The organism is Erythrobacter sp. JK5 (assembly GCF_018205975.1).
Taxonomy (GTDB): Bacteria; Pseudomonadota; Alphaproteobacteria; order Sphingomonadales; family Sphingomonadaceae; genus Erythrobacter.
Map to the genome: position 1 here is coordinate 2,738,983 of NZ_CP073577.1, position 22,493 is coordinate 2,761,475.

At 65.1% G+C, this 22,493-nt stretch carries 23 protein-coding genes; all 23 read right to left on the reverse strand.

Going from position 1 to position 22,493, the window contains the following annotated elements; genetic code table 11:
* Positions 1-15 precede the first annotated feature (15 nt).
* The 23 genes from KDC96_RS13320 to pseB all read right to left on the reverse strand — a co-directional run bounded on the left by KDC96_RS13320 (position 16) and on the right by pseB (position 22,491).
* Positions 16-1,266 (reverse strand): lipopolysaccharide biosynthesis protein, encoded by a 1,251-nt coding sequence (locus tag KDC96_RS13320; protein WP_212448879.1) that lies wholly within the window; start codon positions 1,264-1,266, stop codon positions 16-18.
* Positions 1,267-1,407: 141 nt separating this feature from the next.
* Positions 1,408-2,172 carry a hypothetical protein gene (locus KDC96_RS13325; RefSeq protein ID WP_212448880.1) on the reverse strand — a complete coding sequence of 255 codons (765 nt, stop codon included), beginning with the start codon at positions 2,170-2,172 and terminating at the stop codon, positions 1,408-1,410.
* 16 nt (positions 2,173-2,188) lie between these two features.
* The gene (locus tag KDC96_RS13330; RefSeq protein WP_212448881.1) at positions 2,189-2,710 is read right to left on the reverse strand and encodes a DapH/DapD/GlmU-related protein; all 522 of its coding nucleotides are present in this window, start codon (positions 2,708-2,710) and stop codon (positions 2,189-2,191) included.
* A gap of 30 nt (positions 2,711-2,740) precedes the next feature.
* Positions 2,741-4,150 carry a hypothetical protein gene (locus tag KDC96_RS13335; RefSeq protein ID WP_212448882.1) on the reverse strand — a complete coding sequence of 470 codons (1,410 nt, stop codon included), beginning with the start codon at positions 4,148-4,150 and terminating at the stop codon, positions 2,741-2,743.
* Positions 4,151-4,176: 26 nt separating this feature from the next.
* Positions 4,177-5,250, reverse strand: a complete 1,074-nt coding sequence (locus KDC96_RS13340) for a Gfo/Idh/MocA family protein (protein WP_212448883.1) — start codon at positions 5,248-5,250, stop codon at positions 4,177-4,179.
* Positions 5,247-6,254 carry a zinc-binding alcohol dehydrogenase gene (locus KDC96_RS13345; RefSeq protein ID WP_212448884.1) on the reverse strand — a complete coding sequence of 336 codons (1,008 nt, stop codon included), beginning with the start codon at positions 6,252-6,254 and terminating at the stop codon, positions 5,247-5,249. The genes KDC96_RS13340 and KDC96_RS13345 overlap by 4 nt, the downstream gene beginning before the upstream one ends.
* Complete coding sequence (locus KDC96_RS13350; RefSeq protein WP_212448885.1) at positions 6,251-7,498, reverse strand: N-acetyl sugar amidotransferase; 1,248 nt, start codon at positions 7,496-7,498, stop codon at positions 6,251-6,253. The genes KDC96_RS13345 and KDC96_RS13350 overlap by 4 nt, the downstream gene beginning before the upstream one ends.
* Positions 7,495-8,271 carry a HisA/HisF-related TIM barrel protein gene (locus tag KDC96_RS13355; RefSeq protein ID WP_212448886.1) on the reverse strand — a complete coding sequence of 259 codons (777 nt, stop codon included), beginning with the start codon at positions 8,269-8,271 and terminating at the stop codon, positions 7,495-7,497. Before KDC96_RS13355 ends, KDC96_RS13350 begins: the two co-directional genes overlap by 4 nt.
* Positions 8,268-8,876, reverse strand: coding sequence for an imidazole glycerol phosphate synthase subunit HisH (gene hisH / locus KDC96_RS13360; RefSeq protein ID WP_212448887.1), 609 nt, complete (start codon positions 8,874-8,876; stop codon positions 8,268-8,270). The genes KDC96_RS13355 and hisH overlap by 4 nt, the downstream gene beginning before the upstream one ends.
* A complete protein-coding gene (locus KDC96_RS13365; protein WP_212448888.1) occupies positions 8,876-9,616 on the reverse strand; it encodes a hypothetical protein in 741 nt (246 codons plus the stop codon). Before KDC96_RS13365 ends, hisH begins: the two co-directional genes overlap by 1 nt.
* Positions 9,616-10,047, reverse strand: coding sequence for a hypothetical protein (locus KDC96_RS13370; protein WP_212448889.1), 432 nt, complete (start codon positions 10,045-10,047; stop codon positions 9,616-9,618). The genes KDC96_RS13365 and KDC96_RS13370 overlap by 1 nt, the downstream gene beginning before the upstream one ends.
* 112 nt (positions 10,048-10,159) lie before the next feature.
* Positions 10,160-10,906: a GDSL-type esterase/lipase family protein gene (locus tag KDC96_RS13375; protein WP_212448890.1), complete on the reverse strand. Its 747-nt coding sequence runs from the start codon at positions 10,904-10,906 to the stop codon at positions 10,160-10,162.
* A gap of 12 nt (positions 10,907-10,918) precedes the next feature.
* Positions 10,919-11,887, reverse strand: a complete 969-nt coding sequence (locus KDC96_RS13380) for a hypothetical protein (RefSeq protein WP_212448891.1) — start codon at positions 11,885-11,887, stop codon at positions 10,919-10,921.
* Positions 11,862-13,307 (reverse strand): MBOAT family protein, encoded by a 1,446-nt coding sequence (locus KDC96_RS13385; protein WP_212448892.1) that lies wholly within the window; start codon positions 13,305-13,307, stop codon positions 11,862-11,864. The genes KDC96_RS13380 and KDC96_RS13385 overlap by 26 nt, the downstream gene beginning before the upstream one ends.
* Positions 13,308-13,355: 48 nt before the next feature.
* Entirely contained in the window at positions 13,356-14,231 is an 876-nt protein-coding gene (locus KDC96_RS13390; RefSeq protein ID WP_212448893.1) for a hypothetical protein, read from the reverse strand.
* Positions 14,212-14,739 carry a GNAT family N-acetyltransferase gene (locus tag KDC96_RS13395; RefSeq protein ID WP_212448894.1) on the reverse strand — a complete coding sequence of 176 codons (528 nt, stop codon included), beginning with the start codon at positions 14,737-14,739 and terminating at the stop codon, positions 14,212-14,214. The genes KDC96_RS13390 and KDC96_RS13395 overlap by 20 nt, the downstream gene beginning before the upstream one ends.
* A 2-nt stretch (positions 14,740-14,741) precedes the next feature.
* On the reverse strand, positions 14,742-16,019 hold the full coding sequence (locus tag KDC96_RS13400) for a DegT/DnrJ/EryC1/StrS aminotransferase family protein (protein ID WP_212448895.1): 1,278 nt from the start codon (positions 16,017-16,019) through the stop codon (positions 14,742-14,744).
* Positions 16,016-17,014 (reverse strand): Gfo/Idh/MocA family protein, encoded by a 999-nt coding sequence (locus KDC96_RS13405; protein ID WP_212448896.1) that lies wholly within the window; start codon positions 17,012-17,014, stop codon positions 16,016-16,018. The genes KDC96_RS13400 and KDC96_RS13405 overlap by 4 nt, the downstream gene beginning before the upstream one ends.
* A gap of 7 nt (positions 17,015-17,021) precedes the next feature.
* Positions 17,022-18,065 (reverse strand): pseudaminic acid synthase, encoded by a 1,044-nt coding sequence (pseI, locus tag KDC96_RS13410; protein ID WP_212448897.1) that lies wholly within the window; start codon positions 18,063-18,065, stop codon positions 17,022-17,024.
* Positions 18,066-18,078: 13 nt separating this feature from the next.
* Complete coding sequence (gene pseG, locus KDC96_RS13415; RefSeq protein WP_212448898.1) at positions 18,079-19,596, reverse strand: UDP-2,4-diacetamido-2,4,6-trideoxy-beta-L-altropyranose hydrolase; 1,518 nt, start codon at positions 19,594-19,596, stop codon at positions 18,079-18,081.
* Positions 19,597-19,600: 4 nt separating this feature from the next.
* On the reverse strand, positions 19,601-20,299 hold the full coding sequence (gene pseF / locus KDC96_RS13420; RefSeq protein WP_212448899.1) for a pseudaminic acid cytidylyltransferase: 699 nt from the start codon (positions 20,297-20,299) through the stop codon (positions 19,601-19,603).
* A 1-nt stretch (position 20,300) separates the two neighbouring features.
* Positions 20,301-21,464, reverse strand: coding sequence for a UDP-4-amino-4,6-dideoxy-N-acetyl-beta-L-altrosamine transaminase (gene pseC, locus KDC96_RS13425; RefSeq protein WP_212448900.1), 1,164 nt, complete (start codon positions 21,462-21,464; stop codon positions 20,301-20,303).
* A 16-nt stretch (positions 21,465-21,480) separates the two neighbouring features.
* Entirely contained in the window at positions 21,481-22,491 is a 1,011-nt protein-coding gene (pseB, locus tag KDC96_RS13430; protein WP_212448901.1) for a UDP-N-acetylglucosamine 4,6-dehydratase (inverting), read from the reverse strand.
* Between the last annotated feature and the right edge of the window lie 2 nt (positions 22,492-22,493).

Below are 22,493 nucleotides of genomic sequence, written 5' to 3' on the forward strand. Positions count from 1 at the left end.
GGTGCGGTTGCGCGCCTACACGCTGTTCCGGCTGCCAGCAAGCGGGCGAAACCCGCGATGGTTGCGGCTCAGGCGCCACCACCCGGCCACCAGCAGGACTGCCATCAGCGCGTAAATGCCGCTGCGCAGCATCACCACTCTGTCGAGGCTGAAGGCCTGCCCGGAAAGCAGCGCGGCTGCAAAAGCGATCACGGTGGCAACCACGCTCGCGCCGTAGCCGATCACGTACCAGCGATAGTCGATGATGACGTTGAACATCAGCGCGAACGGGGCCGACAGGGTGAACACGATCAGGCCCGGCGCGAGCAGATAGACCCAGCGCAGGTCCGGCACGTATTTGGGCAGCACTAGCTCCAGCAGCGGCGGCGCGATCAGCCACAGGGCGAGCGCCGCAAGCGCGCAATAGCCGACCACCAGCATTATCAGGTTGACCATTTCGGCGCGCACTGCGCTCTCCTCACCCGCCTTGTGAGCCTTGACGATGCTCGGCAGGAACACCTGTTCGAGCAGTGTCGGCACCATCTGGAACAGGTTGAGGAACAGGAACGCGAGATACAGCCGACCGAGCGGTTCAAGTCCCAGCTCGTTCGAGACGTAGCTGCGTTCGAGCAGGCTGTTGAACTGGATCGCGATCCCGGTGAGGAACAGCACGAACCCGGTCCGGAAGATCACTTTGACCAACCGCTTCGGCATGCGCAGCCTGCTTGGTCGCAGCACCGCACCCGATGCGAGCGCGACGACAACGAACACCACCGGCTGCGCGACGATCGATCCGACCGCAACCAGCGTCGGCGCCAGCGGCAGCAGCGCGAGCAGGCCGAGCGAGACACCGATCGACACCGCGTTGGTGAGGTTGGCTGCCTTCAACCTTCCGGCGGCAACCATCTCGTTCATCGTCCATGCCCGCAACAGCGTCGCCAGCGCGCCGAGCGCGGTCATCCCGGCCACGGCGCGATACTCTCCGGTGTCGAGCTGGCTGGCATAGACCAGCGCGAGCGCGACGAAGATCGCGGCGAGCGAAGCGAACGCGGTGTAGGCGAGATCGATGATGCGCTGCCGGTGCCGGGGGCCCGCGTTGCACAGCAGCCGGTAGCCGCCGTTGAGCAGGCCGAAATGCAGCAGCCCGCCGAACAGGATGTAGGCCTGCACCAGCGCAACGAGGCCCAGCCCGTTATAGTCGAGCACCAGCATCAACAGCACGCCGCGCCCGAGGACGAGGAAATTGATGGCGAGGCCGATCACCACGAAGGCGAGGCGTGAATTCATGGATTCTTCGCGTTAATGGGTCCGGCGCCGCGTTGCAGCGTCAAATCCCCAGCACCGTGTCGATATAAGCGCCGGGCAGGTCGGGACGCACCTTGCGCGCTTCCGCTGCGGCCTGCCTGCGATTGCCCGACAGCGGCTCCATCATCCCGGTATAGGGGTGTTGGTGTTGAAGGTGATGAACACCGCCGTACGCGGCGTCTTGCAGCGGCTGCCGAAATGATAGCAGACCGCCGGATCGACCAGCACCGCCTCGCCCGACTTGCCGTAGAACGTCTCGAACCGGTCGTGCCCGATCTCGGCGGCGATCTGCGCGTCGGTCAGGCGCCGGATGAACGGCGAGCGCTTGACTGTGCGGCTGGTCGCCTTGTCGATGAACACGAACGGGCCGCCCTCGTCGTCGAGCACGTCGTTCACATACATGACGAAATGCAGCGACTTGCTGTCGCCGTAATCGCGGTGCCAGAACTGGCTGGCGCGCAATTCGCCCTCGGTCGGGAAGGAATGCAGCACCTGCATGCTGTCGAACAGGAACCGCCCGCCGAAATAGGCTTCGGCTGCGCCCAGGATCGCGTCGGAAAAGGCGAGGCGGAACACCGGGTTGTCGGCGGTGAAATCCTCGGCGCGCATGATGTTTTCGAACGGATGGCCGCCTTCACGGGGGACGACCTGTTCGCCGCGCGGCAGATAGATTTCCCTGATCTGTGCCACCGCGTCCGGATCGACCGGTGCAGCCATCGTGTAGCCGTCACGCTCTACTGCCTGCGCCCGCCCGCGGTCGAGCGTGAGCGCCGCTTCGGGCGTTGGCGCGGGGCCTGCCAGCACGCTCTTCAGCTTGCCGAGCATGCGCACGGGCACCAGTCGCCAGCGCAGGAAACCGACCGTGTCACGCAGGTAAGCCGTCGCCATCACTCAAATCCTCGTTTCAACCCGCCACCCACGCATCGTTCGGCACCTCGGCGTTGATGCGCTTCGCAGGAATGCCGACATAGGTGCCGGGTTCGGTGATCGACCGGTTCACCAGCGACATCGCGCCGATTACGACGTTGTCGCATATCTCGACCGGGCCGACGACCACGCTGTTGGCCCCGATAATGACATTGTCGCCCAGCCGGAAGACGTCGCCGGTCGCGTGACGCGCGAGATAATCCGGATCGTCGGGAGCGGGGCCGACGAACTTGACCCCGGCCATCACCGCGACGCGCCCGTCGGATACGATCCCGTTGCCGCCCAACAGAATTCCCGCCGGGTGCGAAATCTTCAGCTGGCGCACCTTGATCCGGTAGGACGTGACGTCGAGCGAAAAGCGCGTCAGCAGGCTGCGATCGAGCAGCATCGCGACATAGCGCCCGATGCCCGGCACGCGCGTGTGCCACCAGGTCGACCACCGGATCGTGCGCCGGATGCTCGGCTCGACCATCCACCAGGACAGTAGCAGGCGTTTCATCGCGCGGTGGTTCCCATAATGCCGCGCGCTTTAGCCGACCGGTTCGGCTGGCACAATTCCGGCGCCGATCGCGACCGCGTTGCGCACCCGCTGGATATTCGTGCGCGAATAAAGCTCGGGATAGGGAAACGGGTTTCCGGGGAAGGAATTTTCGACCATCGCCGCCACAAATCGGCGGGCGGTCTCCGGCTCGACCCGCTCCATCGCCTCGATCGGTGTGCGTAGCGCCTCGCGCAGTTGCGGCCAGGTCTCGATCCGACGGATCCCCGGCAGCCGATCGTAGAATATCTCGCCCATCACGCACACGCTCTTGCCGATCAGCGCCGCTTCCCAGCCGACCGTGCTGGTAAGGGTGACCACCCGCTCGCAGCGCGACAGCACCTCGCGCCCGTGCACTTCGGCGGGCAGGAACCGCAGCGCCGAATAGCTTTCGCGCAGCACACGGAACTTGGGCCGCAGCAGCGCGCCCTTGTCGACCGGGTGCTCCTTGACCACCAGCACCTGGTGCGGGCCGAGGCACTTCATGATGTTCTCGATCGTCGCGACCTGGTTGGCGTTGAATTCGCTCATGTAATTGAGCGTCGCCTCGGGTTCCTGGTGCAGCGGGTAGAAGACGATTTCGTAGCTTTCGGGAATGTCCTCGAGCTGGTCGTATGCGTGCCGGAAGCTGGCGGCGAAGACCTGTCCGCGCTTGGAATATTCCTCGGTGTAGGTCTCGTAGCGGAACGATGCGGCCCGTGCCGGGTCCGCAGAGCGCCAGTCGCGCCAGCGCCAGAGCGCGGACTTGGCGAGCCCTGCCAGCAGCGGTTTCGCCGCGCGCCGACCGGCGAGATTCTTGACGTAGAAGGGGCGGTAATCCTTCTGCTTCAGCTCGGCGAGATAGGCATCGGCCAGCGCCAGCGACGCCTCGCTCGGCTCGGGCAGGTCGAAGGTCCCGCCCGAAATCGTCATCGGATCGGGCAGCCAGTAGAACCAGTCCTCGACCACGCAGTTCATGCCCGCGAGGTAGGGAATCCCCGCCGCGCGCGCTTCGATCAGCAGCACTTCGGAAATCTCGATCGCGACCAGTTCGTTGAGCACGGCCGCCGGCTGGAACCGCGCGATCAGGTCGCGCCAAAAGGCGATTTCCTTGCCGAGGATGGTGAGCCGGGTCGCCTGATCGTAGCGTCCGAGAAAGCGTTCGGACATGAACGAGGTGATCAGGTAGTGCTCGGGCACATCGGCGGGCTCGATCGTGTCGAAATCGCGCTCGAAGCAGGCGACCACGTCCTGCCCCTTGGCCCGGACCTGCTGCGCTTCGGCCTCGGTCATGGTGACGAACACCGCTTCGTAACGATCGTCGACCAGTTCGGGGAAGAACTCCGCCTGGTAGCCGCGCGCGAAAGCGAGGATGCGCGGGCGCTCCGGATTCGTTTCGGCGGGGGATGCGGGGGCGCTCATGGTCAGGTATCCGTCGTCTTCACAACCTAGGCGTAGAACTGGCCGGTGCGGCCCTCGATCACCATCGCCGGGTCGATATCGTTCAGGGAAACCGCCCGCCCGCCTTCGAGATGCGATTGCACCATCGCGAACAGCGCCTTCTGGCCGCGGAGGATATCGCGTTTCAGCGCGGAATTGGCGGCCCTCGCGGTCTCGTTCCCATTCAGGCACGCCACAAGTTGCAGGATCGGAGCCAGCGCGCCCTGCGGCACGTCACCGGCGTCGAACTCCTGGCGCTGCGGCTCGGGATAGGGATTGTCGCCCGCTTCACCACCGCCCGATTGCCACAGCGCATGCCCGTCATTGAGCACCGCGACGCTGCCGAGCGAGCCGGAAAGCGTGAAATCGGTGCCGAACCCGCGCGCGAATTGGCCGACGAAGCCGTCGTCGAATTCCAGCGTGGCCTGCAGCACCACCGGGTCGTTGCGGATCACTGCCCCGTCGCGCCCGACCTCGCCGAGCCGTGCGCTGACCGAAACGAGCTCGCGCTCTCCTGCCGCCAGCAGCAGCAGGTCGACCGAGTGCGGGTGGGTCCACAGCAGCGCGCCCTGGCCCATGTCGACCCGGGCCTCGAACAGATTGCCGATCGTGCCATCGGACGCCCGCCGGATCGCCTCGCCGTAGATCGCGAAATGTCGCCGCACCGCGCCGAGCGTCGCAAACACGTCGTCGCGCGCGAACAGCGCTTCGAGGTCGTCGAGTTCCGCCATTGAATTGCAGATCGGCTTTTCGATGTGGAGCGCGCGCGTCCCCGCTGCAGCGCAATCGGCGATGATCGCGGCTCGGCCCAGCGTGCGGGTGGCGATACCGACCAGATCGGGCGCGCCCTCGGCGAGCATCGCTGTATGATCGGCATAGGTCCGGCCTGCGCCATAGAGCTTCGCCGCTTCGGACAGCCGGTCGGGATCGGGGTCGACCAAAGCTTCGAGCGAGACGCCTTCAGCCGCGACGATCGCTTCGGCATGCGCGAGCGGGAACCACGCACGGGGCGCGTATTGGCGTACGCCGTCGCTGGTGAACGCGCCCATGCGTCCGCACCCGATCACCGCCGCGTGGATCATTCCGACCATTCCAGCAGGTAGGTCAGGGCATCGTCCTTGCGCGCATCGAGATCGGCATAGGCCTGCGCGATATCCTCGCCGCGATAGCGACCCGACAGGATCGGCGCGGGATCGAGCCGCCCATCCATGATCGCGCGCGCGATGAAGGCGATGTTGGCGCGTTCGTTGAAGCGGTTGAAACCGCGGCTGTCGTCGTGCTCGGGCGACCAGCCGACCGCCTCGATCCGCAGCTGCTTCATGTAGAAATGCTCGCTCGCCAGCGGGTTGAAGTCTGGTGCCGGTTCGCCGCGCCCCGGAAAGCCGAGCGTCGCGATGACCCCGTTCTGCCCCGCAAGCCGCAGCGCCATGGCGAAATCACTCCAGCCATTGGTGGTGGAGACCACCACGTCGGCACCGAAGGCGAGCGCGGCTTTGAGTTCTTCCTCTTCGTCGCGGGCAAACACGCCGCGCGCGGCATAGCCTTTGGCGATTGCGGCGGAGCTTGCGTGCCCGGACACCGCCCAGACTTCGGCTCCGGCCAGCGCGGCCATCGCCACCGAGGTCAGTCCGAGCACGCCGAGCCCCTGCACCAACACCCGGCTTCCTGCCCGCACATTGCTGCGCAGCACCGCGTTGTAGCCGAGGTGGAACAGATAGGCTGCGACCACTCTGTCGGCGTCGGCCTCGGCAGGCAGGCGGTAGAGCGCATCGCTTGCCGGCATTACGAGGTGGCTGCGATGCGAGGTGAAACTGAGAACCCGGTCGCCGACAGCGTGGCCTTCGACCTGCTCGCCCACCTCGATCACGCGCGCGACGTTGCAGTATCCCTGCAGCCGCGGATAGGCGACGCCCGGGCGCAGCGGCGGCAGGCCGCGCCATGCGGCCAGCTCAGTGCCAGGCGAGATTGCACTGACGATGGTTTCGCACACGAGGTCGTGCGGGCCGGGCGCGGCGAGGCTTTCCTCGCGCAGCGCGAGCTTCCCGGGCTCCTCGAGCCAGACGACCTTGGCGGTCCGCTCGCTCACAGTGGGTAGCCCTTGCCGATGGTGATGTAGCCGTGCTCGCGGTCGCGGTTGAGCGGGGCATGCGCTGCAAAACCGAGCGCTTCTTCGGCAGCTTTCACCGCTGCTTCGTCCGCTTCGGCGACGTTCCGACGTCGGAAACGATTGGGCTGCACCTCTTCCCAGATGACCGGGTTGCGGTGCTGGTTGACGATGAACTCGAGCCCGCCGCGCTCGACCCCGAGCCATTGTTCGAACAGCTCGAGATGCTGCAGCGGCTGCTCTTCGTAATGCGCCACCAGCGCCTGCGCCGCCTCGCGGGTCAGCCGCCCATGGCGGATTTCGCGGCAGGCGTGGTCGGTCACCTTGGAATAGCCGTGTTTCACCAGCTTCAGGTGATCGTGCAGGTCCATGTAGTTGTAGCAGTCGACATAGTCGTAAGTGTCGAAGGTCCGGGCGAAGCGCGCGCCCTGATAGCCGTGGCTCTCGACCATCTGTTCGTGCTGCGCTTTTGGATCCCAGCGAACGTAATTGCCGAGATAGATCCCGCGCACCCCGACCCGCGACAGGTCGGCATCGTCGGGATAGCGGTATTGCCACACATCCTCTTCGCCCAGCGTATCGAAGATCGAGAGGATATCGTCCGCCTCGTGCCCCATCAGATCGTGATCGCGGCGATAGCGGCGGGTCATCTCGACTTCGTGCTCGTGGCTGAACATGCCGACCTGTTCGAGCCCCTGATGCGCGCCCCAGATTATCAGTGGCACCTCGTAGCGCACCGCTGTCTGCACCGGGAAAACCGTCTGCCCGGCAAGGCACGGCCAGTAGGCGCTGCCGAACATGCGCAGGGTTGTGCGGGTGATGTTCTTGACCGACACCGGGTTCACGTTCTGGACCAGGATGTCGCAGTCGAACTTGATCCGCAGGTTGGCGAGATTGCGGATGCCCAGCGGCGTGTTGAAATACTTGTTGTAGGTCACCAGCAGCGGGTTGAGGCCCAGCCGCTCCTTCGCGACGTGCACGATAAAATGCGAATCGTGCGCGCCGGTGACGGGGATGATGCAATCGTAATTGCGCCCGCTTTTGGAACGATAGGGCTCGACCAGTGCTTTCAGCCGATCGAACCGCTCGTCGAAATCGAGCTGGTCCTTCTCCTCGTGAATGCGGCAGCCCGAGCAGATGCCTTCGTCATCGATCACGAGGCCGAGCGCGTGGCCGGTCGAATAGAGGCACCGCCGGCAGGTTTGCGGGTTTTCTGCGGCGCTCATGAATACACCGTCCGGTGATATTGCGCGGGGCGGACCGGGACTTCGAACAGCGCCTCTTTGTAAGCCTGCACCGCGTGTTCGCGATAGCTGAGGAAATTGCCGACTGCGACCGCGGCGACCTGCGAATGCTTGAGCAGCGATGCCATCGCCTGCACCTCGGAGATGCCGCCGAACGCGATCAACGGAACTTCGCTGGCGAGCCCGCAATCGAGAATCGCGGGATCGAACGCGCCGGGATGCCCTTCGTGGCGGTGGTCGATCAGCATCGCTTCGGAGATCGTCCCGTCATTGAGCGCCGCAACGACATCGCCTGGCAGATCGGCGTCCTTGCCGGTGCGATAATCGCGCCACAATACCGCGCCGTCGTCACCGACGCCCAGCGGCAGCGAGGCGATCACGGCCTGCGCGCCGAGCTGGTAGCCCATCTTCACGACCTCGCCGAGATCGTCGTGCAGCAGCGCGTCGACCGCGATCCGGTCGGCGCCGATATTCACCGCTTCGCGCGCCTGGTCCGCGCTCGTCACCCCGCCGGCATAGATCAGCGGCGTGGCGATCCCGAGCGTCGCCACCCGGTCGAGCAGCGCGAAATCCGGTCCTTCGCCCGAGCTACTCCGATCGATGCATTGCAGCAGGATCTCGTCCGCGCCCCAGCGATCGAGGTTCTGCACCAGCACTTCGGGCCGGCCAAGCGGCAGGTAGCGGCCATAGCCGAACGATTGGACCGCCCATCCGCCGCGCACGGTGACCACTCCGACAAGGCGTTTCTTGATCATCGGCACAGGCCCTCGACCAGCGAGCGTAGCAGAGCGCGCCCCGCCTCCTGGCTCTTTTCCGGGTGGAACTGCATGCCGACAAGGTTGCCGCGCCGCACGCCGACCGGGAACACCGCGTCGGTGCGCGCGGCATAGACCTGGTATTCGCGCGGCGCGCGGAAGATGAAGCTGTGGTTGAAGTACATCGCCATGCCGTCGCAGGCGGCGAACAGCGGATCATCGCCGATCCGCTCGATCGCGTTCCAGCCGATATGCCAGCCGCCGCCGTCGAACGGCACGACTTCGCCCGGGATCAGCCCCAGCCCGGCGGTGAGGCCGTGTTCGTGCGAGCGTTCGGCCAGCAGCTGCATGCCGAGACACAGGCCGACGAACGGCTTGCCGCCATGCGCCGCCTGCTTGAGATAGCCGACCAGATCGTGCGCATGCAGCTGTTCCATCGCCGCCGGGAACGAACCGACGCCGGGCAGGAAGAGGATATCGGTCTCGTCGAGCTTGGCCGGATCGCTCGACACGCGGCAGCGATAGCCGAGCTGGTGCAGCGCGCGCCAGACCGAGGCCTGATTGCCCACGCCGTAATCGACGATGCCGATCGTGCGCCGCGGCATTACAGCCCGACCCCGACTGCGAACTTGCGCTCGATCCGGCCATCGTTGTGGACCGTGAACAGGTCGCGGTTCACCGAGGAATGGACCTGGTTCCAGAACTGCTCGGTGTCGATCCCGATATAGTCGCAGAATTGCGCGATATATTCGGGCGAGCAGCTGTCATCATAGGCTTCGACCAGCGCAATCCCGTCTTCGCGCTTCATGTTGCCGTGGCGGATTTCCTCGTTGCAGTAATCGGTCACACGCCCGAACCCGAACTTGTAGTACTTGATCATCTGGTTGAGCGTCACCCAGTCCTCGTCGAGCGAGGTCACGCCTCTCAGGTCCCCGGTGTTCTCGACCGCATCCTCGCGGATTCTCAGCCCGTTGGCGGCGGAATACATGCCGTTATTGGTCAGCGACCAGTCGCCGAGGAACCAGCCAAGATAGACGATCTGCAACTGGTGCCGGTCGAACTCGTCGAGCGTCGGGTACTGGTAGGGGATCACCTCGTTGAGATCGACACCGCTTTCCAGCATCCAGTCGAGCGCCGCGCCCGACAAAGTGTTCATGTTGCGCAGGTTGTTGCCGTCGTACCCGGTCTTGCCCAGCGTCTTGAGATCGCCCAGCTGCAGGCCCGGATTCTCGCCCCACAGGATCAGCGGGATATTGTAGCGGATCGCCAGTTGCGGGACCGAGCTGAACAGCGCGAGCTCGGTCGATTTCGCCCAGTTGGTGAAGCGGTCGAAGGCGCTGCGCATCAGCTTCTGCCACACGCCAGGCGCGGGGCGGACATAACGAGGTCGAAACCGTGCTCGATCAGGGTCGAGACATTGTCGACGCCGCGCTCGGTCACTTGTTCGGGCGGATAGGTCAGCGTCACCAGCAGCGGGCGCAGGCCCAGCTTGTCGCGCACCCACAGCGCCTGCCGGGTCGAATCCTTGCCGCCCGACACGCCGATGATGCAGTCCCAGTGCTGCCCCGGTCGGCGCGGATAGTTGGACAGCAGGTCTTCGAGGATCTCGTAGCGCTCCTGCCAATCGACATCGCGCAGCCGGTCCCAGTAATCGCACGCAGGGCAGATTCCCTCCGGTGTGAACACCGTGTTGGGCCGCGTGTCCGGCTGGAGGCAATTGCTGCAATACTTCATCGAAAATCCGGGACCTTTGATCGCCTGTGCGCCCTTCACCACGCGTCCGACAAATTCAAGACATAATCAAAGCGATGCCGGGGCTTCGCGGCACCTCGCGCTGCCCGAAACCTGTTGCTCGCCGAGAGCGCCAGGACCCGCAGCGGGTGGCAAATCAGTCTCGGTCGCGTTGCACTTCGTCGATATACGGGGCGAGCAACCCCCGCCAATGCGCGAATCCCGCGCTGCCGGGATGCACGCCATCGAGGCTGTAACGGGCGAGGAACCCGTTGGTATCGGCCATGCTGGCGGCGAGATCGATATATCCGACCTCGCTTTGCGCAGCCATCGATTCCAGCTCGCGGTTGAGCGCGAAGGCCTGGTCGCGCATCGCCCGAGTGCACGATCCGAGCGGATGATCGCGGCAGGGGAGCACCGATTGCACGAACACCTGCGCGCCGCCCGATTTCAGCGCATCGACGATCCTGCGGTAGCGTTCGACGATCTGCGCATTGGTGTTTCCCGCCGCGATATCGTTGATCCCGATCATCACGAACACCGCCTTCGGCTCGGCGCGCAGGATCGCATCGGTGCGCCGCTCGAGACCGCCGACGAGATCGCCGTTGACGCCGCGATTGACGATCGAGACCTCGGGAAACAGTTCGTCCCAGCGCCCGCTGGCGGTGATCGAATCCCCCGCCATGACGATCTCGGCCCGGGTTTCGAGCGCCGCATAGCGCTCCGCCGAAATCACCGGAATTTCGGTCATGGAATACGGGCGTGCGCCCGGCTCCTCAGGTCCGAACACCCCCTGCTTGGCCGCGCGCAGCTGCGGGTAGGGGAACAGATCGTACGCCCCGGCGGCGAGCCCCCAGCCGAAGGCGGCGCATACCAACGCGGCAAGTCCAATCCATCGAGCCATCCGCGCGCTCTGTCAGTTTGTCGCCGGACCGGCAACCGCCTGCTCCAGCACGCTGCGCACATTGGCGGTCTGGATCACGCGGCCTTCGCGGTTGAGGTGGCCCGCTCCGTCGAAGAACAGCTCGGCGGGCAGGCAGAAGCGCGCGAGTTCGGGCGGAGCGGCATCGACGGTGCTGAGCGCGCTCAGCTGCGCGGCAATTGCGTCCACCTCGCGCCAGCGGCACGCGGGTTCGGGCATCGCGGCGGGGACATAGAGCACGTCGAACCCGCGCCCGATCAGCTCGTCCTTCACATAGGTTTCGAACCGGTCGAGCTCTTGCGGGGTGATGTCGGGCAGGCGGTATTCGCCGAAGTCGGGCGGCGGTCGGTCGATCGCAAGGTGCGAGGTCAGGTCGCCGACCGCGTTGAAGCCGGAACGGCGATAGACCGCGTCGACGGAAGTGTTGCCGGTGAGGTGATAACGGACTTCCTCGTAGGTGCGATGGATTACGTTGGGGAGGCAGCGCGGCTGTCCGATCAGCCGTTTCAGGTCCTTGCGAAGGTAGACCACATCGCACCACGTCGCCGAATAGCGCGCGTCTTCGGCCAGCAATTCGAGCTCGGGCAGCAGCACGATCAGGTCGTTCTCCGGGTCGAGATGCGGGGCGTAGAGGTCCATCAGGTTGCGGAATCCGATCCCGGCCTGAATGCCGCCGTTGAAGACCGGGCGACCGAGTTCTTCGCCGAGCGCTTCCGCCGAGATCGAGAATGCCGCGCCCGACCCGCCGATCAGTATCACGCGCCCTTCCTGCCCCTTGCTGCGCTCCAGCATGGCAAGGTGATCGTCGACCGCCGCGAGATAGCGTCCGGTGCTGACCGGGGTGAGCGGGATCGCCTGCCACAGCACGAGCGCCGCCGCGTTGAGCAGCGCGAATGCGCCCGCCAGCGCGAACAGCGCGCGTTTGGCCGCCGAGCCGTCAGAACTGGAAGTAGATGAAGGCACTGGCTTCCTGACGGGTAGCTGCGTTGACCAGGACGAGGATCAGCGCGGCGGCGAACAACAGGGTTTCGGCAATCTCCTTGCCCGCGCGGCCCAGCCACGCAAGCCTCAGGCCGGAATCGAGCCGGGTCTGCCCGCGCCACAGCGCATCCATGGCGAAGGCGAGCGCGACGAACAGCAGCCCGAACCGCTCGCCTTGCGGCAGGCCGAATTCGGTGATCGAGCGCGCGTACATCGTCCACGCGGTGCCGAAATCTGGGCTGCGGAACAGCGCGGACAGCACCACGAACAGGCCGAACGTGTAGACCCAGCCCGACAGCTTGAGCCACGCCTTCTCGCCCAGGGTCACCGCCGCGCGCCAGCGCCGTTCGAGCACCAGCAGCACGCCATGCGCGGTGCCCCAGACGATGAAGGTCCAGTTGGCCCCGTGCCACAGCCCGCTGACGAAAAAGGTCGCGATATTGGCAAAGGCGATGCGGCTTTCGGTGCGCTTGCCCCCCCTCTTCGTAGTGCGCAATTCGGCATAGACGTAGTCGCGGAAGAACAGGGTGAGCGTGATGTTCCAGCCACGCCACAGCGCGCTGATCGAACTGGCCAGGAACGGTGTCGCAAAATTGGTCGACAGACGCACGCCCATCATTGCGGCCAGTCCTATGGCGATCGAGGAATAGCCCGCGAAATCGGCGTAAATCTGGATCGAGAAATACAGCATCCCGAGCAGCAATTCGCCGCCCCCCAAGGTCGCATGCGCGGTCCAGATGCGATCGACGAAGGGCGCGAGATTGTCGGCGATGACGACCTTCAGGAACAGGCCCGCGATAATCAGCCGCACGCCCTGATTGATCGAAACCCAGGTCGGCGCGGCAAGCACCGCGAATTGCGGGATCAGGCTTTTTGCCCGCTCGATCGGTCCGGCGACCAGTTGCGGGAAAAACGCGACATAGGTGGCGTAGCGCAGCAGGTTCCGCTCGGCTGGAGCGCGCTTGTAGTAGACGTCGATCGAATAGCTCAGCGTCTGCAGCGTGTAGAACGAGATCCCGACCGGCAGGATGATATCGAGCGTGGTCCAGTTGGCTTCGATTTGCGCTGCCGTCAGTCCGCGCCTGAGTTCCTCGGAGAAGAACCCGAAATACTTGAAGAAGCCCAGGATCGCGAGGTTGGCGAACACCGACAAATGCAGCCAGCGTTTGCGCGCGGGGCTGTCGCCGCTGCGCTCCATACCCAGCGCGGCGACATAGTCGATCAGGGTCGAAACGACGATCAACCCGAGAAACCGCCAGTCCCACCAGCCGTAGAACACGTAGCTCGCCGCCAGCAGCAGTGCGTTCTGCACCGCGACCGAGCGCAGCGTCAGCCGGTTCGCCGCCAGCAGCGCGAGCACCACCGGGAAGAACAGCCAGAATGTGCCGGTTGAGAAAAGCATCGACCCCCGCCTTGAAGCGCGCGCTTTGGCGCAATCCCTTGGGAAAGGCTAGATGTCGCAGAGCCTTGTGATGGCGGATTGCGGCAGGACGCAGGGCGGGGCGTGCGGCGGAAGCGCGCTGATGACGGTGCGGCCCGCCTCGAGTGCGACAACCAGTCCGGCGGAGTTCATGCCCACCACCCAGCGCGCTTGAGCGAGGGCGCTGCCCATGGCGCGCGCGGTGTCGAGCGCGGTGCCCGGATGTTCGGCAATCCAAGGATCGAACTTGCCGGCCGGATCGGAGGGGTGCGGGCGGAGGCGGATCGGCGTGTTTGCTGGAATGCCTGCCGCCTTGCGCCGCTCCATCAGGTAGTCGAGCGCCTGGAACTCGCCCGGCCTGTCCTTGCCCCAGTCGCTGCGCGCGGGTTCGAGCAGGAACAGCACGTCCCCATCCTCGGGAACCGGTCCGGCCGCGTGGGCCTGTTCGGCGAGGTAGTGGTTGGGTTGCTGTTCGACCGTGACGGTGGGGAACTCCACGCGCGCAATAGCAACTGCATCATCGTCGCCGACCCAGATGCAATCGGGCAGTTCCACCGCGCCATCGCGTTCGAAGCGCATCGCGTAGTTCACCCAGTGATCGATCACCGCGACCGAGTGGATCTCGACCTGCGCCGCTGCAACTCGCGCCCGGTGCTCAACGTCGCTGGCCCAGCCAGTGCCGCTGAGCAGGCAGGCCATCCCGTCGAGCGCATCAGCATCGTCGCTGAGCGCCACGTCCGCGCCGAACCGCGCGCGCCAGATCGCCGCTGCCGGACCCGCCGCGATCACCCGCTCGGGCGGCGCGCTGGCCGCCGCTACCCACGCAGCGATCATGTTTGCTGCGCCCGCATCGTGCATTGCCACGGCTAGCGGGCGGGGCAGGGTATCAATCGGCGAACTTGGCATAATGCACGATGTCGACCGGTTCGCCGTCGACCAGTTCCTGGGCCTTGCGCACGCCATCGGGGACCATGCCGGAGCGCTCCATCAGCTTCACCATCCCGCCATTGGTGGCGAGGCAGCCAGCGGTCAGTTTACGCGCGCCAGCAACGTCGATCAGCCAGCCGGTCAGCAGGTTCCACGCCTCCTGCCCGTATCCTCCGCCCCAATAGTCGCGCTCGCCGATCATGATTCCGACATCGCACGTGCCGTGGTCGAGGTTGCGATAGGCGGTCATGGTGCCGATCGCCTTGCCGCCCTGCCGCTCGCGCACGTTGACGAACAGGTTCCGCGTGCCCGCAAAGCTCGCGAGATAGGCCTCGCAGCTTTCACGCGTGTGCGTCCGAAACCGCTGGTTGGAATAGCGCGTGACTTCGGGATCGTTCAGCCAGCCGAGATAGGCATCGGTGATGTCGCCCGAACCGAACGGTCGCAATGTGACCTTGTCGCCGGAGAGTTCGAGGAACTCCGCCACGCTCAGCCCCGCAGCGAGTCCATATTGGCCCAGACTCTCTGGAAGCCCTCGACAATCTTGGCCACGTCCTCGCTCGGCAGCTGGTGGACGCAGACCGCAAGCCCGAGGAAGCTCGCATCGTGCAACTCCTCCGCCACCGGGCAAGTGCCGCTGCCATAGGCGAAGTTGCGGTCCTCGCGCAGGGTCCAGGGGAAGCCCTTGGTTCCGTAGGCGATCTGCTCGGTGAAGACCGGCAGCCGGTGGATGTTCTGGTAGCCGGGCATCAGCGCGGGCACGCCCTCGGCCTTGAGCGCTTCGACGATCTTGGCACGCGACACGCCGAGCGCCCCGGTGTCGAGGGTCATGCCGTAGACGTAGTAGACATGCGTCGCGCCCTCGGCGACCTTCGGCGTGGTCAGACCTTCGAGCCCGGCCAAGCCTTCGTTGAGTTCCGCCGCCACGCGCTGACGGTCGGCAACCCGCTCGGCCAGCTTGTCGAGCTGCACGCTGGCAATCGCCGCCTCGATCTCGCCCATCCGGAAGTTGTAGCCGATCATGTTGGCGAGCTGGTTGCGATCCGTGGGTCTGAGCACGCTTTCGGCATGGTTGCGGATCAGCGCAAGCCGCTCGGCCAGCGCATCGTCATTGGTGACGAGAATCCCGCCTTCGCCGCAGTGGATGTGCTTGTGATAATTCAGGCTGAAGCCGCCGATATCGTAGCCGGTGCCGGTGTGGCTGCCGCCGTTGAGCGCGCCCGGGGCCTGCGCGGTATCGCCCAGCAGCTTGAGCCCGTGCTCGTCGGCAATCGCACGCAGCGCGGCGACGTCGGCGGTTTGCCCGAAGATATCGACCGCCATGATCGCCTTGGTGCGCGCGGTGATATTGGCGCGCACGCTTTCGGGATCGAGGTTGAAGCTCTGCCGGTCGATATCGGCGAAGACGGGGATGGCGTTCCAATGCAGGATCGCCATCGCCGTCGCGCTCATGGTCCAGGGCGAGGTGATGATCTCGTCCCCCGGCTCGACTCCGATCGCGCCGACTTCGGCAATCAGCCCGCTGGTCCAGCTGTTGACGCCGAGCGCGTGCTTGACCCCGAAATACTCCGCTGCCTTCTTCTCGAACGCGCGCACTTCGGTGCCGCCCATGAACAGCTCACCCGGAGCGCCGATATAGGCCGAGAGCACGCCCGAGCGCACAACGCGCGCCGCGGCTTCTTCTTCGTCGCGTCCCATCGATTTGAACGCATCTAATTCGCGGCTGATGACAGGGGTGCCGCCGTGAAGGGCGAGTTGATCGGTCATTCTTGGTACTTTCTGAGATATTGGAGTCCGGCCGCGCGGATTTCTTCGCAAATGGCCTGTGTTTCTGCCGCACTTGAGCCACTCACTTTTGGATAGGCTTTGCGGGCAATCACTTTCGCAAGATTCTCATAGGCAAGGGTCATGGCTTCTGAATAGCGACCGGGGATGCTTTCGGGCGCACCTAGTTGGCGATAACCCTTGAAATGCGGATTTTCCTCTACTCGTCGTATTTCGATCCGCATCCCGCCATCGCGCATTGCGATCTCACCTAGATCATAATTCAACACCAGCTCAAACTGGGTCACCGCTTGAGCATCGCCGCTAACCAGGTGCAGCGGCTGGCCCATATCATTGGCGGTGAGAATGGCCGAAACTGACGGATCGTCATCCCAACAATCAAGTAACGCTGGCCCAGCGCTGTGAAGCCGGACTGGGCCGACAAACATCTCCATGAGGTCGACCATGTGAGAGCCGTTATGCACGGCGCCCTTTGTATAGGTGCCGACTGCGCCAATAAGTTCTCCCCAGTCTTCATTTTCGATCTCTTCGACGAGTCTGTTGAGGTCTGGTGCCCATCGGCGGGTAAAATTCACGGCAAGCGGGGTTTTTGCAGTTTGATAATCGAGCGCCAGTTTGCGTGCTGATTGCGCGTTCTCGGCGAGCGGCTTTTCGCAGAAGACCGCTCGTGGCTCCATGGTAAGCGCCCATTCGAGATGTTCGGCATGGTGCTGGGTGGGAGAGGCTATGACGATCAAGTCGAAGTCACCAGGTTTTGCTGAGAGCCCCTCAAGCGAGGCTTCGGCTACTGACGCATTCCAACGTTCTGCAAATCGCTTTCGCGTCCCTATCACCGGGTCGACGCAAGCGACCAGCTCAAACCGTTCATCCCGCGCAATCGCCCCGGCATGGCTCAGCGGCCAGTCGTCAGGGGAGCGCTCGGCATCGTAACCGCCCGCAATGGCTCCGCAGCCGATGATGAGGACTTTATACGCCATCAACGCCTCAGGCGATCAGATCCCAGCTGACCGGGGTGCCCTTGGGGCATGCGCGGTTCACGCGCTTGCCGAGCAGCACGTCGTAATGCCGCGGCGGGAGGCCGAAGCCGGGACGGACCGAGCGCAGGTTCGTCTCGGTGAAGACGTCGCCCTCGGCCATGTCCTGCGCAACATAAAGCGAGCGGCGGAACTGGCGCGAGCCTTCCTCGGCCATGGTTCCGCCATAGGTGACCTGACCCAAGGCCTGCCACGCGCGCTCGGTCTCGTCGCGCAAGGCCTGGAATTCTGCGGGTTCGAGGCTGAAGGCGCTGTCCACGCCGCCATCGGCGCGGCGCAGGGTGAAGTGCTTCTCGATCAGCACCGCGCCCAGCGCCACCGCGCCGACCGCGACGCCGGTGCCCATCGTGTGGTCCGACAGGCCGACTTCCACCCCGAACGTGTCGCGCATGTTGGCGATGGTGCGAATGTTGGTGTTCTCCGGCGTCGCCGGATAAGTGCTGGTGCATTTGAGGATGCAGAGCTGTTCGTTGCCTGCTTCCTGCGCAGCGCGGATCGCTTCGCCGATCTCGACCACGCTCGCCATGCCGGTCGAGATGATCATCGGCTTGCCGGTCGCAGCGACCTTGCGGATCAGCGGCAGGTCGATGCTTTCGAAGCTGGCGATCTTGTAGGCAGGGACGTCAAGGCGTTCGAGAAAGTCGACTGCGCTGTCGTCGAAGGGCGAGGAGAAGCAGTCGATGCCGTGTTTCCGCGCGCGCTCGATGATCGGGCCGTGCCAGTCCCACGGCGTGTGCGCCTCGTCGTAGAGTTCGTGCAGCCGCCGCCCATTCCAGAGCGAGTTTTCGTCCTCGATGACGAAGCCCGGCCCGTCGCAATCGAGCGTGATCGTGTCGGCGGTGTAGGTCTGCAGCTTGATCGCATCCGCGCCGCTCTCCGCCGCCGCGTCGACGATCTCCAGCGCGCGGTCGAGCGAGTGATTGTGGTTCCCGCTCATCTCGGCGATCAGATAGGGGCGGGCGTCGAGGCCTATCGGGCGTCCATTGATCTGCATGATGCGCAGGCCTTTACAGCGTGGCCTCTGGGCTGGGCAAGCGGTGCTTTTCGTAAGCGGTCGGGCCGGTCCTGGTGTAGCCGCACCTTTCGAACAGCCGCTGCGAGGCGCGGTTGCCCTCAAGCACCGTCGCATCGACGATTGCCGGGTTGGCGGCTGCTTCGCCTGCCAGCAGCAGGTGCGGGCCGAGGCCAAGCCCGTGCAGCGCCGGATCGAGGTAGAGCGACACTTCAGCGCGGGCGTCGGTCGAGAAATCGAACCGGATCACTCCAACGGGTCGCCCGCCGATTGCGCCGACGAACAAGTTCCGCGACGGGTCGTCGAGCACGCGGGAGAGCCATGCGACGTGATCGTCCCACACGAGCTCGTCGGAATCGAGCGAGACAGCGCGGGTGGCCGGATCGCCGCGCCAGTCGAACATCATGCGCGCGTCGGCTTGCGTTGCGGGGCGGACGGTGAGGCTGCTTGCGAGGATGCCAAGCGCGGCGCGGGTCGCGCCAAGCCCGTCGACAAGTTCGCGCGACTTTTCGGCAAGCGCCCGGCGGCGCGCGGCATCGTCGATCAGCGTGACGATATGGCCGGCGAGCGCTTCGGGCGCGGGGTCGGGCGCGAAGGCGGCGATCCCTGCTTCGGCCAGCAGCGGCGCGACCGATAGCTGGTTGGGCGCGACCACCACCAGCAGGGTCGGCACGCCGATGCAGCAGCGCTCCCAGCTCGCCCCGCCGCCCGCGCCGACTTGCAGGTCGTGCCGGGCGAAGAACGCGGCGAGATTGGGCAGGTCGAGCGATAGCTTGGTGTCGGCGCGCCCGGCGATCCGTTCGCGCAAGTCGCCGAGATGCGGATTGGCCGTGGTCGCGACCACTTCGACCGCACCCTCGAAGCCGATCGCGTCGAGCGCATCGAGCACGCCGAGCGAATGCCCGCCCGCATCGACCCCGCCCAAGAACATCCCGATCGAGCGCACGTCGTCGTGGAATTCGTAGCGCGGCGCATCGGCATAGGCGGGGCCTAGCAGGGCATAGCGAGGACCGCCCAGCAGCCGCGCCGAGCGCGGCAAGACGGCGGCGTATCTGGCGCGATGATCGGGCGCATAGGTGTGGTCGATCAACAGGTCGCACGCGAGTGTGCGGTCGGCGAGGTCGTCGATCTGCGCGATTTGGCAACCTAGCCCCGCGCGCACCCCTTCGTGCCACTTCGCGTCGAAGGCGTAACTGTCGAGCACGACCCAGTCGGGCGCGAAGGCGCGCAGCGCCTCGACCGTTTCACCCACATCGCGGGTGCAATCGACCTGCGCCCAGTCCGAATGCGGCACGTCGCGGTCGGGGGTGAAGACGTTGCCCGGCGGGCCGAGCAGACTGGTGTGATCGAAGCCCGCGCCTGCCATCATTCCGACGCTGTCGACGCCGAGCGAGCGAGTGACGAAGCGCACGTCGCCGCCCAGCGACCGCAACGCTTCGGCCAACGCAAGCGAGCGGCGAACATGCCCGGTGCCGATCTGCGCCGAAGCATCGACCCGGATGGCAATCCGCATCAGATTATCCTGCTGCGTTGATGGCGCGGTGTAGCGCCTCGGCGCGGTCCCAGTCCTCGGGCGTGTCGATATCGACCACGCGCCATTCGGGCAGCACGATGGCGCGGCCATTGGCGTGGATGTTGGCCCCGCTCAGCCAGGTCTCGGCGCGGCCCCAGTAGAATTGGCCGGCATCGAAATAGGCCGGTTCGAGATCCTGCGTGCGGGTGTTCACATGGCTCGGATCGAACGGAGCCACGCCCCCGCTCGCATCGCGTTTCAACGCGCGCTGGATCGGGGAGGGGAAGCCGGTGACCGGGAAGGTGTATCCCTCGCCGCCGTGTTCGATCAGCAGCGCGAGCGCCTCGGCAAGGTCCTCGGTGCGGATGAACGGCACGCCGGGATAGATGCAGCAGGCATACTCGAATGCGAACCCGCGCGTGCGGCAGGCCTGGATTGCGTGCTGGATCACCGGGACAGTCGGCGTGATGTCGTCGGCTAGCTCAGCCGGGCGGCGGAACGGGACTTCGGCGCCGAAGTCCTCAGCAATCGCGGCGATCTCGTCATCGTCGGTGGTGACCACGACGCGCCCGATTGCTTCGCAGGCCAGCGCCGCCTCGATCGCGTAGCCGATCATCGGCTTGCCCGCGAAGGCCCTGATATTCTTGCGCGGGATCCGCTTCGATCCGCCGCGCGCCGGGATGATGGCGATGTTCTCGCTCATCTCAGGCCGCCAGCGTCATCATGGTCTCGACCACGCGGTCCTGCTGCGCGGCGGTCATCGCCGGGAACAGCGGGATCGACATGGCGTGGTCGTAATAGGCGACCGAGTTGGGGAACTGCTCGCGCGCGAAGCCGAGCTTCTCGTAGAACGGCTGGGTGTGGATCGGGATGTAGTGGACGTTCACGCCGATATTGGCCGCGCGCATCGCCGCAAACATCTCGGCGCGGCCCATTCTGGCGTCCTGGGTGAGCTCGACCGCGTAGAGGTGCCATGACGACACCCGATCGTTGAACCGCGCCGGGCGCTTGAATGGCCCGTCGGCCAGCAGCACGTCGTAGCGGTCCGCCAGCCGTTCGCGCGCCTCGCGCCATTCGTCCATCCGGGTCATCTGCGACAGGCCGAGCGCCGATTGCAGGTCAGTCAGGCGGTAGTTCCAGCCGAGATCGACCATCTCGTAATACCACCCGCCTTCCGAGACGCGCTGCAACAGCGCATCGTCGCGGGTCACGCCGTGCGAACGCAGCAAGCGCAGCTTTTCGGCGAGAGCATCGTCCTGCGTCACGATCATCCCGCCTTCGCCGGTGGTGACGATCTTGACTGCGTGAAAGCTGAACACCGTCGCATGCGCATGGGCCGAGCCGGTCGGTTCGCCCTTGTAGCTTGCGCCGGTCGCATGACTCGCGTCTTCGAGGATCTTGAAGCCGTAGCGGTCGGCCAGAACGCGCATTTCGGCGAGGTCGCAGGGCAGGCCCGAGAAATCGACCGGGATCACCACGTCGGGCAGTCTGCCGGACCTGTCCGCTGTTTCGAGCTTCGCGGTCAGCTCGTCGAGCGACATGTTTCGGGTTGCGGGATCGGTATCGACGAAATCGATCTCCGCCCCGCAGAACACCGCGCAATTGGCGCTGGAAACGAAACTGTTGGGGCTGGTCCAGACGAGACTGCCGGGGCCGACGCCCATCGCGAGGCAGCCGATATGCAGCGCCGCGGTCGCGTTGGAGACGCCGATTGCGTGCCGGACGCTGTGCCGTTCGGCGAAGACCCGCTCGAATTCGCCGCCGACCGGCCCCTGTGTCAGGAAATCGGAGCGCAATTGTGCGCTCACGGCGGCGATATCGGCGTCGCTGATGTCCTGTCGGCTGTAGGGGATGAATTCGTCTGCCATCGTCCCGTTCGGCAAATTAGTCGATCGTCTGCCCGACGACATGCTCGTCGATCAGCGCGCGGATCTGTTCGACGTCGAGGAAATCGGGGTTGCTGCCGGAGGAATAGGCGAATCCCGGTTCGACCGGTTCGCCGCCGTGTTGCCTGCAGTAATCCTCGATCGAGTATTCGGCGCTGACCGGCAGGATCGCGTAATATTCGCCCATGTCGACCGTGTTGAAGCTGTCCGAAGCGGTGATCATTTCTTCGTGGATCTTCTCGCCCGGGCGGATGCCGATGACCTTCTGTTCGGCCTCGGGCGCAATCGCGGTGGCGACGTCGCCGATCCGGTAGGACGGGATCTTGGGCACCAGCACTTCGCCGCCGATCGCGTTCTCGATCGACCACAGCACCATCTCGACCCCGTCCTGCAGCGAGATGTTGAAGCGGGTCATGCGCGGATCGGTGATCGGCAGCACGCCATCGCCCTTCTTCGCCATGAAGAACGGGATAACCGAGCCGCGCGAGCCCATGACATTGCCGTAGCGGACCACTGAAAACCGGATATCGCGCGCGCCCTTGATGTTGTTGGCGGCGACGAACAGCTTGTCGCTGCACAGCTTGGTCGCGCCGTACAGGTTGATCGGCGCAGCGGCCTTGTCGGTCGAAAGCGCGACCACCCGCTCCACCTTGCTGTCGAGGCATGCCTCGATCAGGTTCTGCGCGCCCAGCACGTTGGTCTTGATGCATTCGAACGGGTTGTATTCGGCCGCCGGCACCTGCTTGAGGGCCGCCGCGTGGACCACCACGTCGATCCCTTCGAGCGCGCGCCGCAGCCGCGCCTCGTCGCGCACATCGCCGAGGAAATAGCGCAGCGCCGGATAATCGGAGCGCGGAAAGACCTGCGCCATCTCGAACTGCTTGAGCTCGTCGCGCGAGTAGATCACCAGCCGCCTGATGTCCGGATAGCGGGCGAGCACCGTGCGCACGAACGCCTTGCCAAAGGAGCCTGTGCCCCCGGTTACGAGAACGGATTTGTCATTGAGCATGT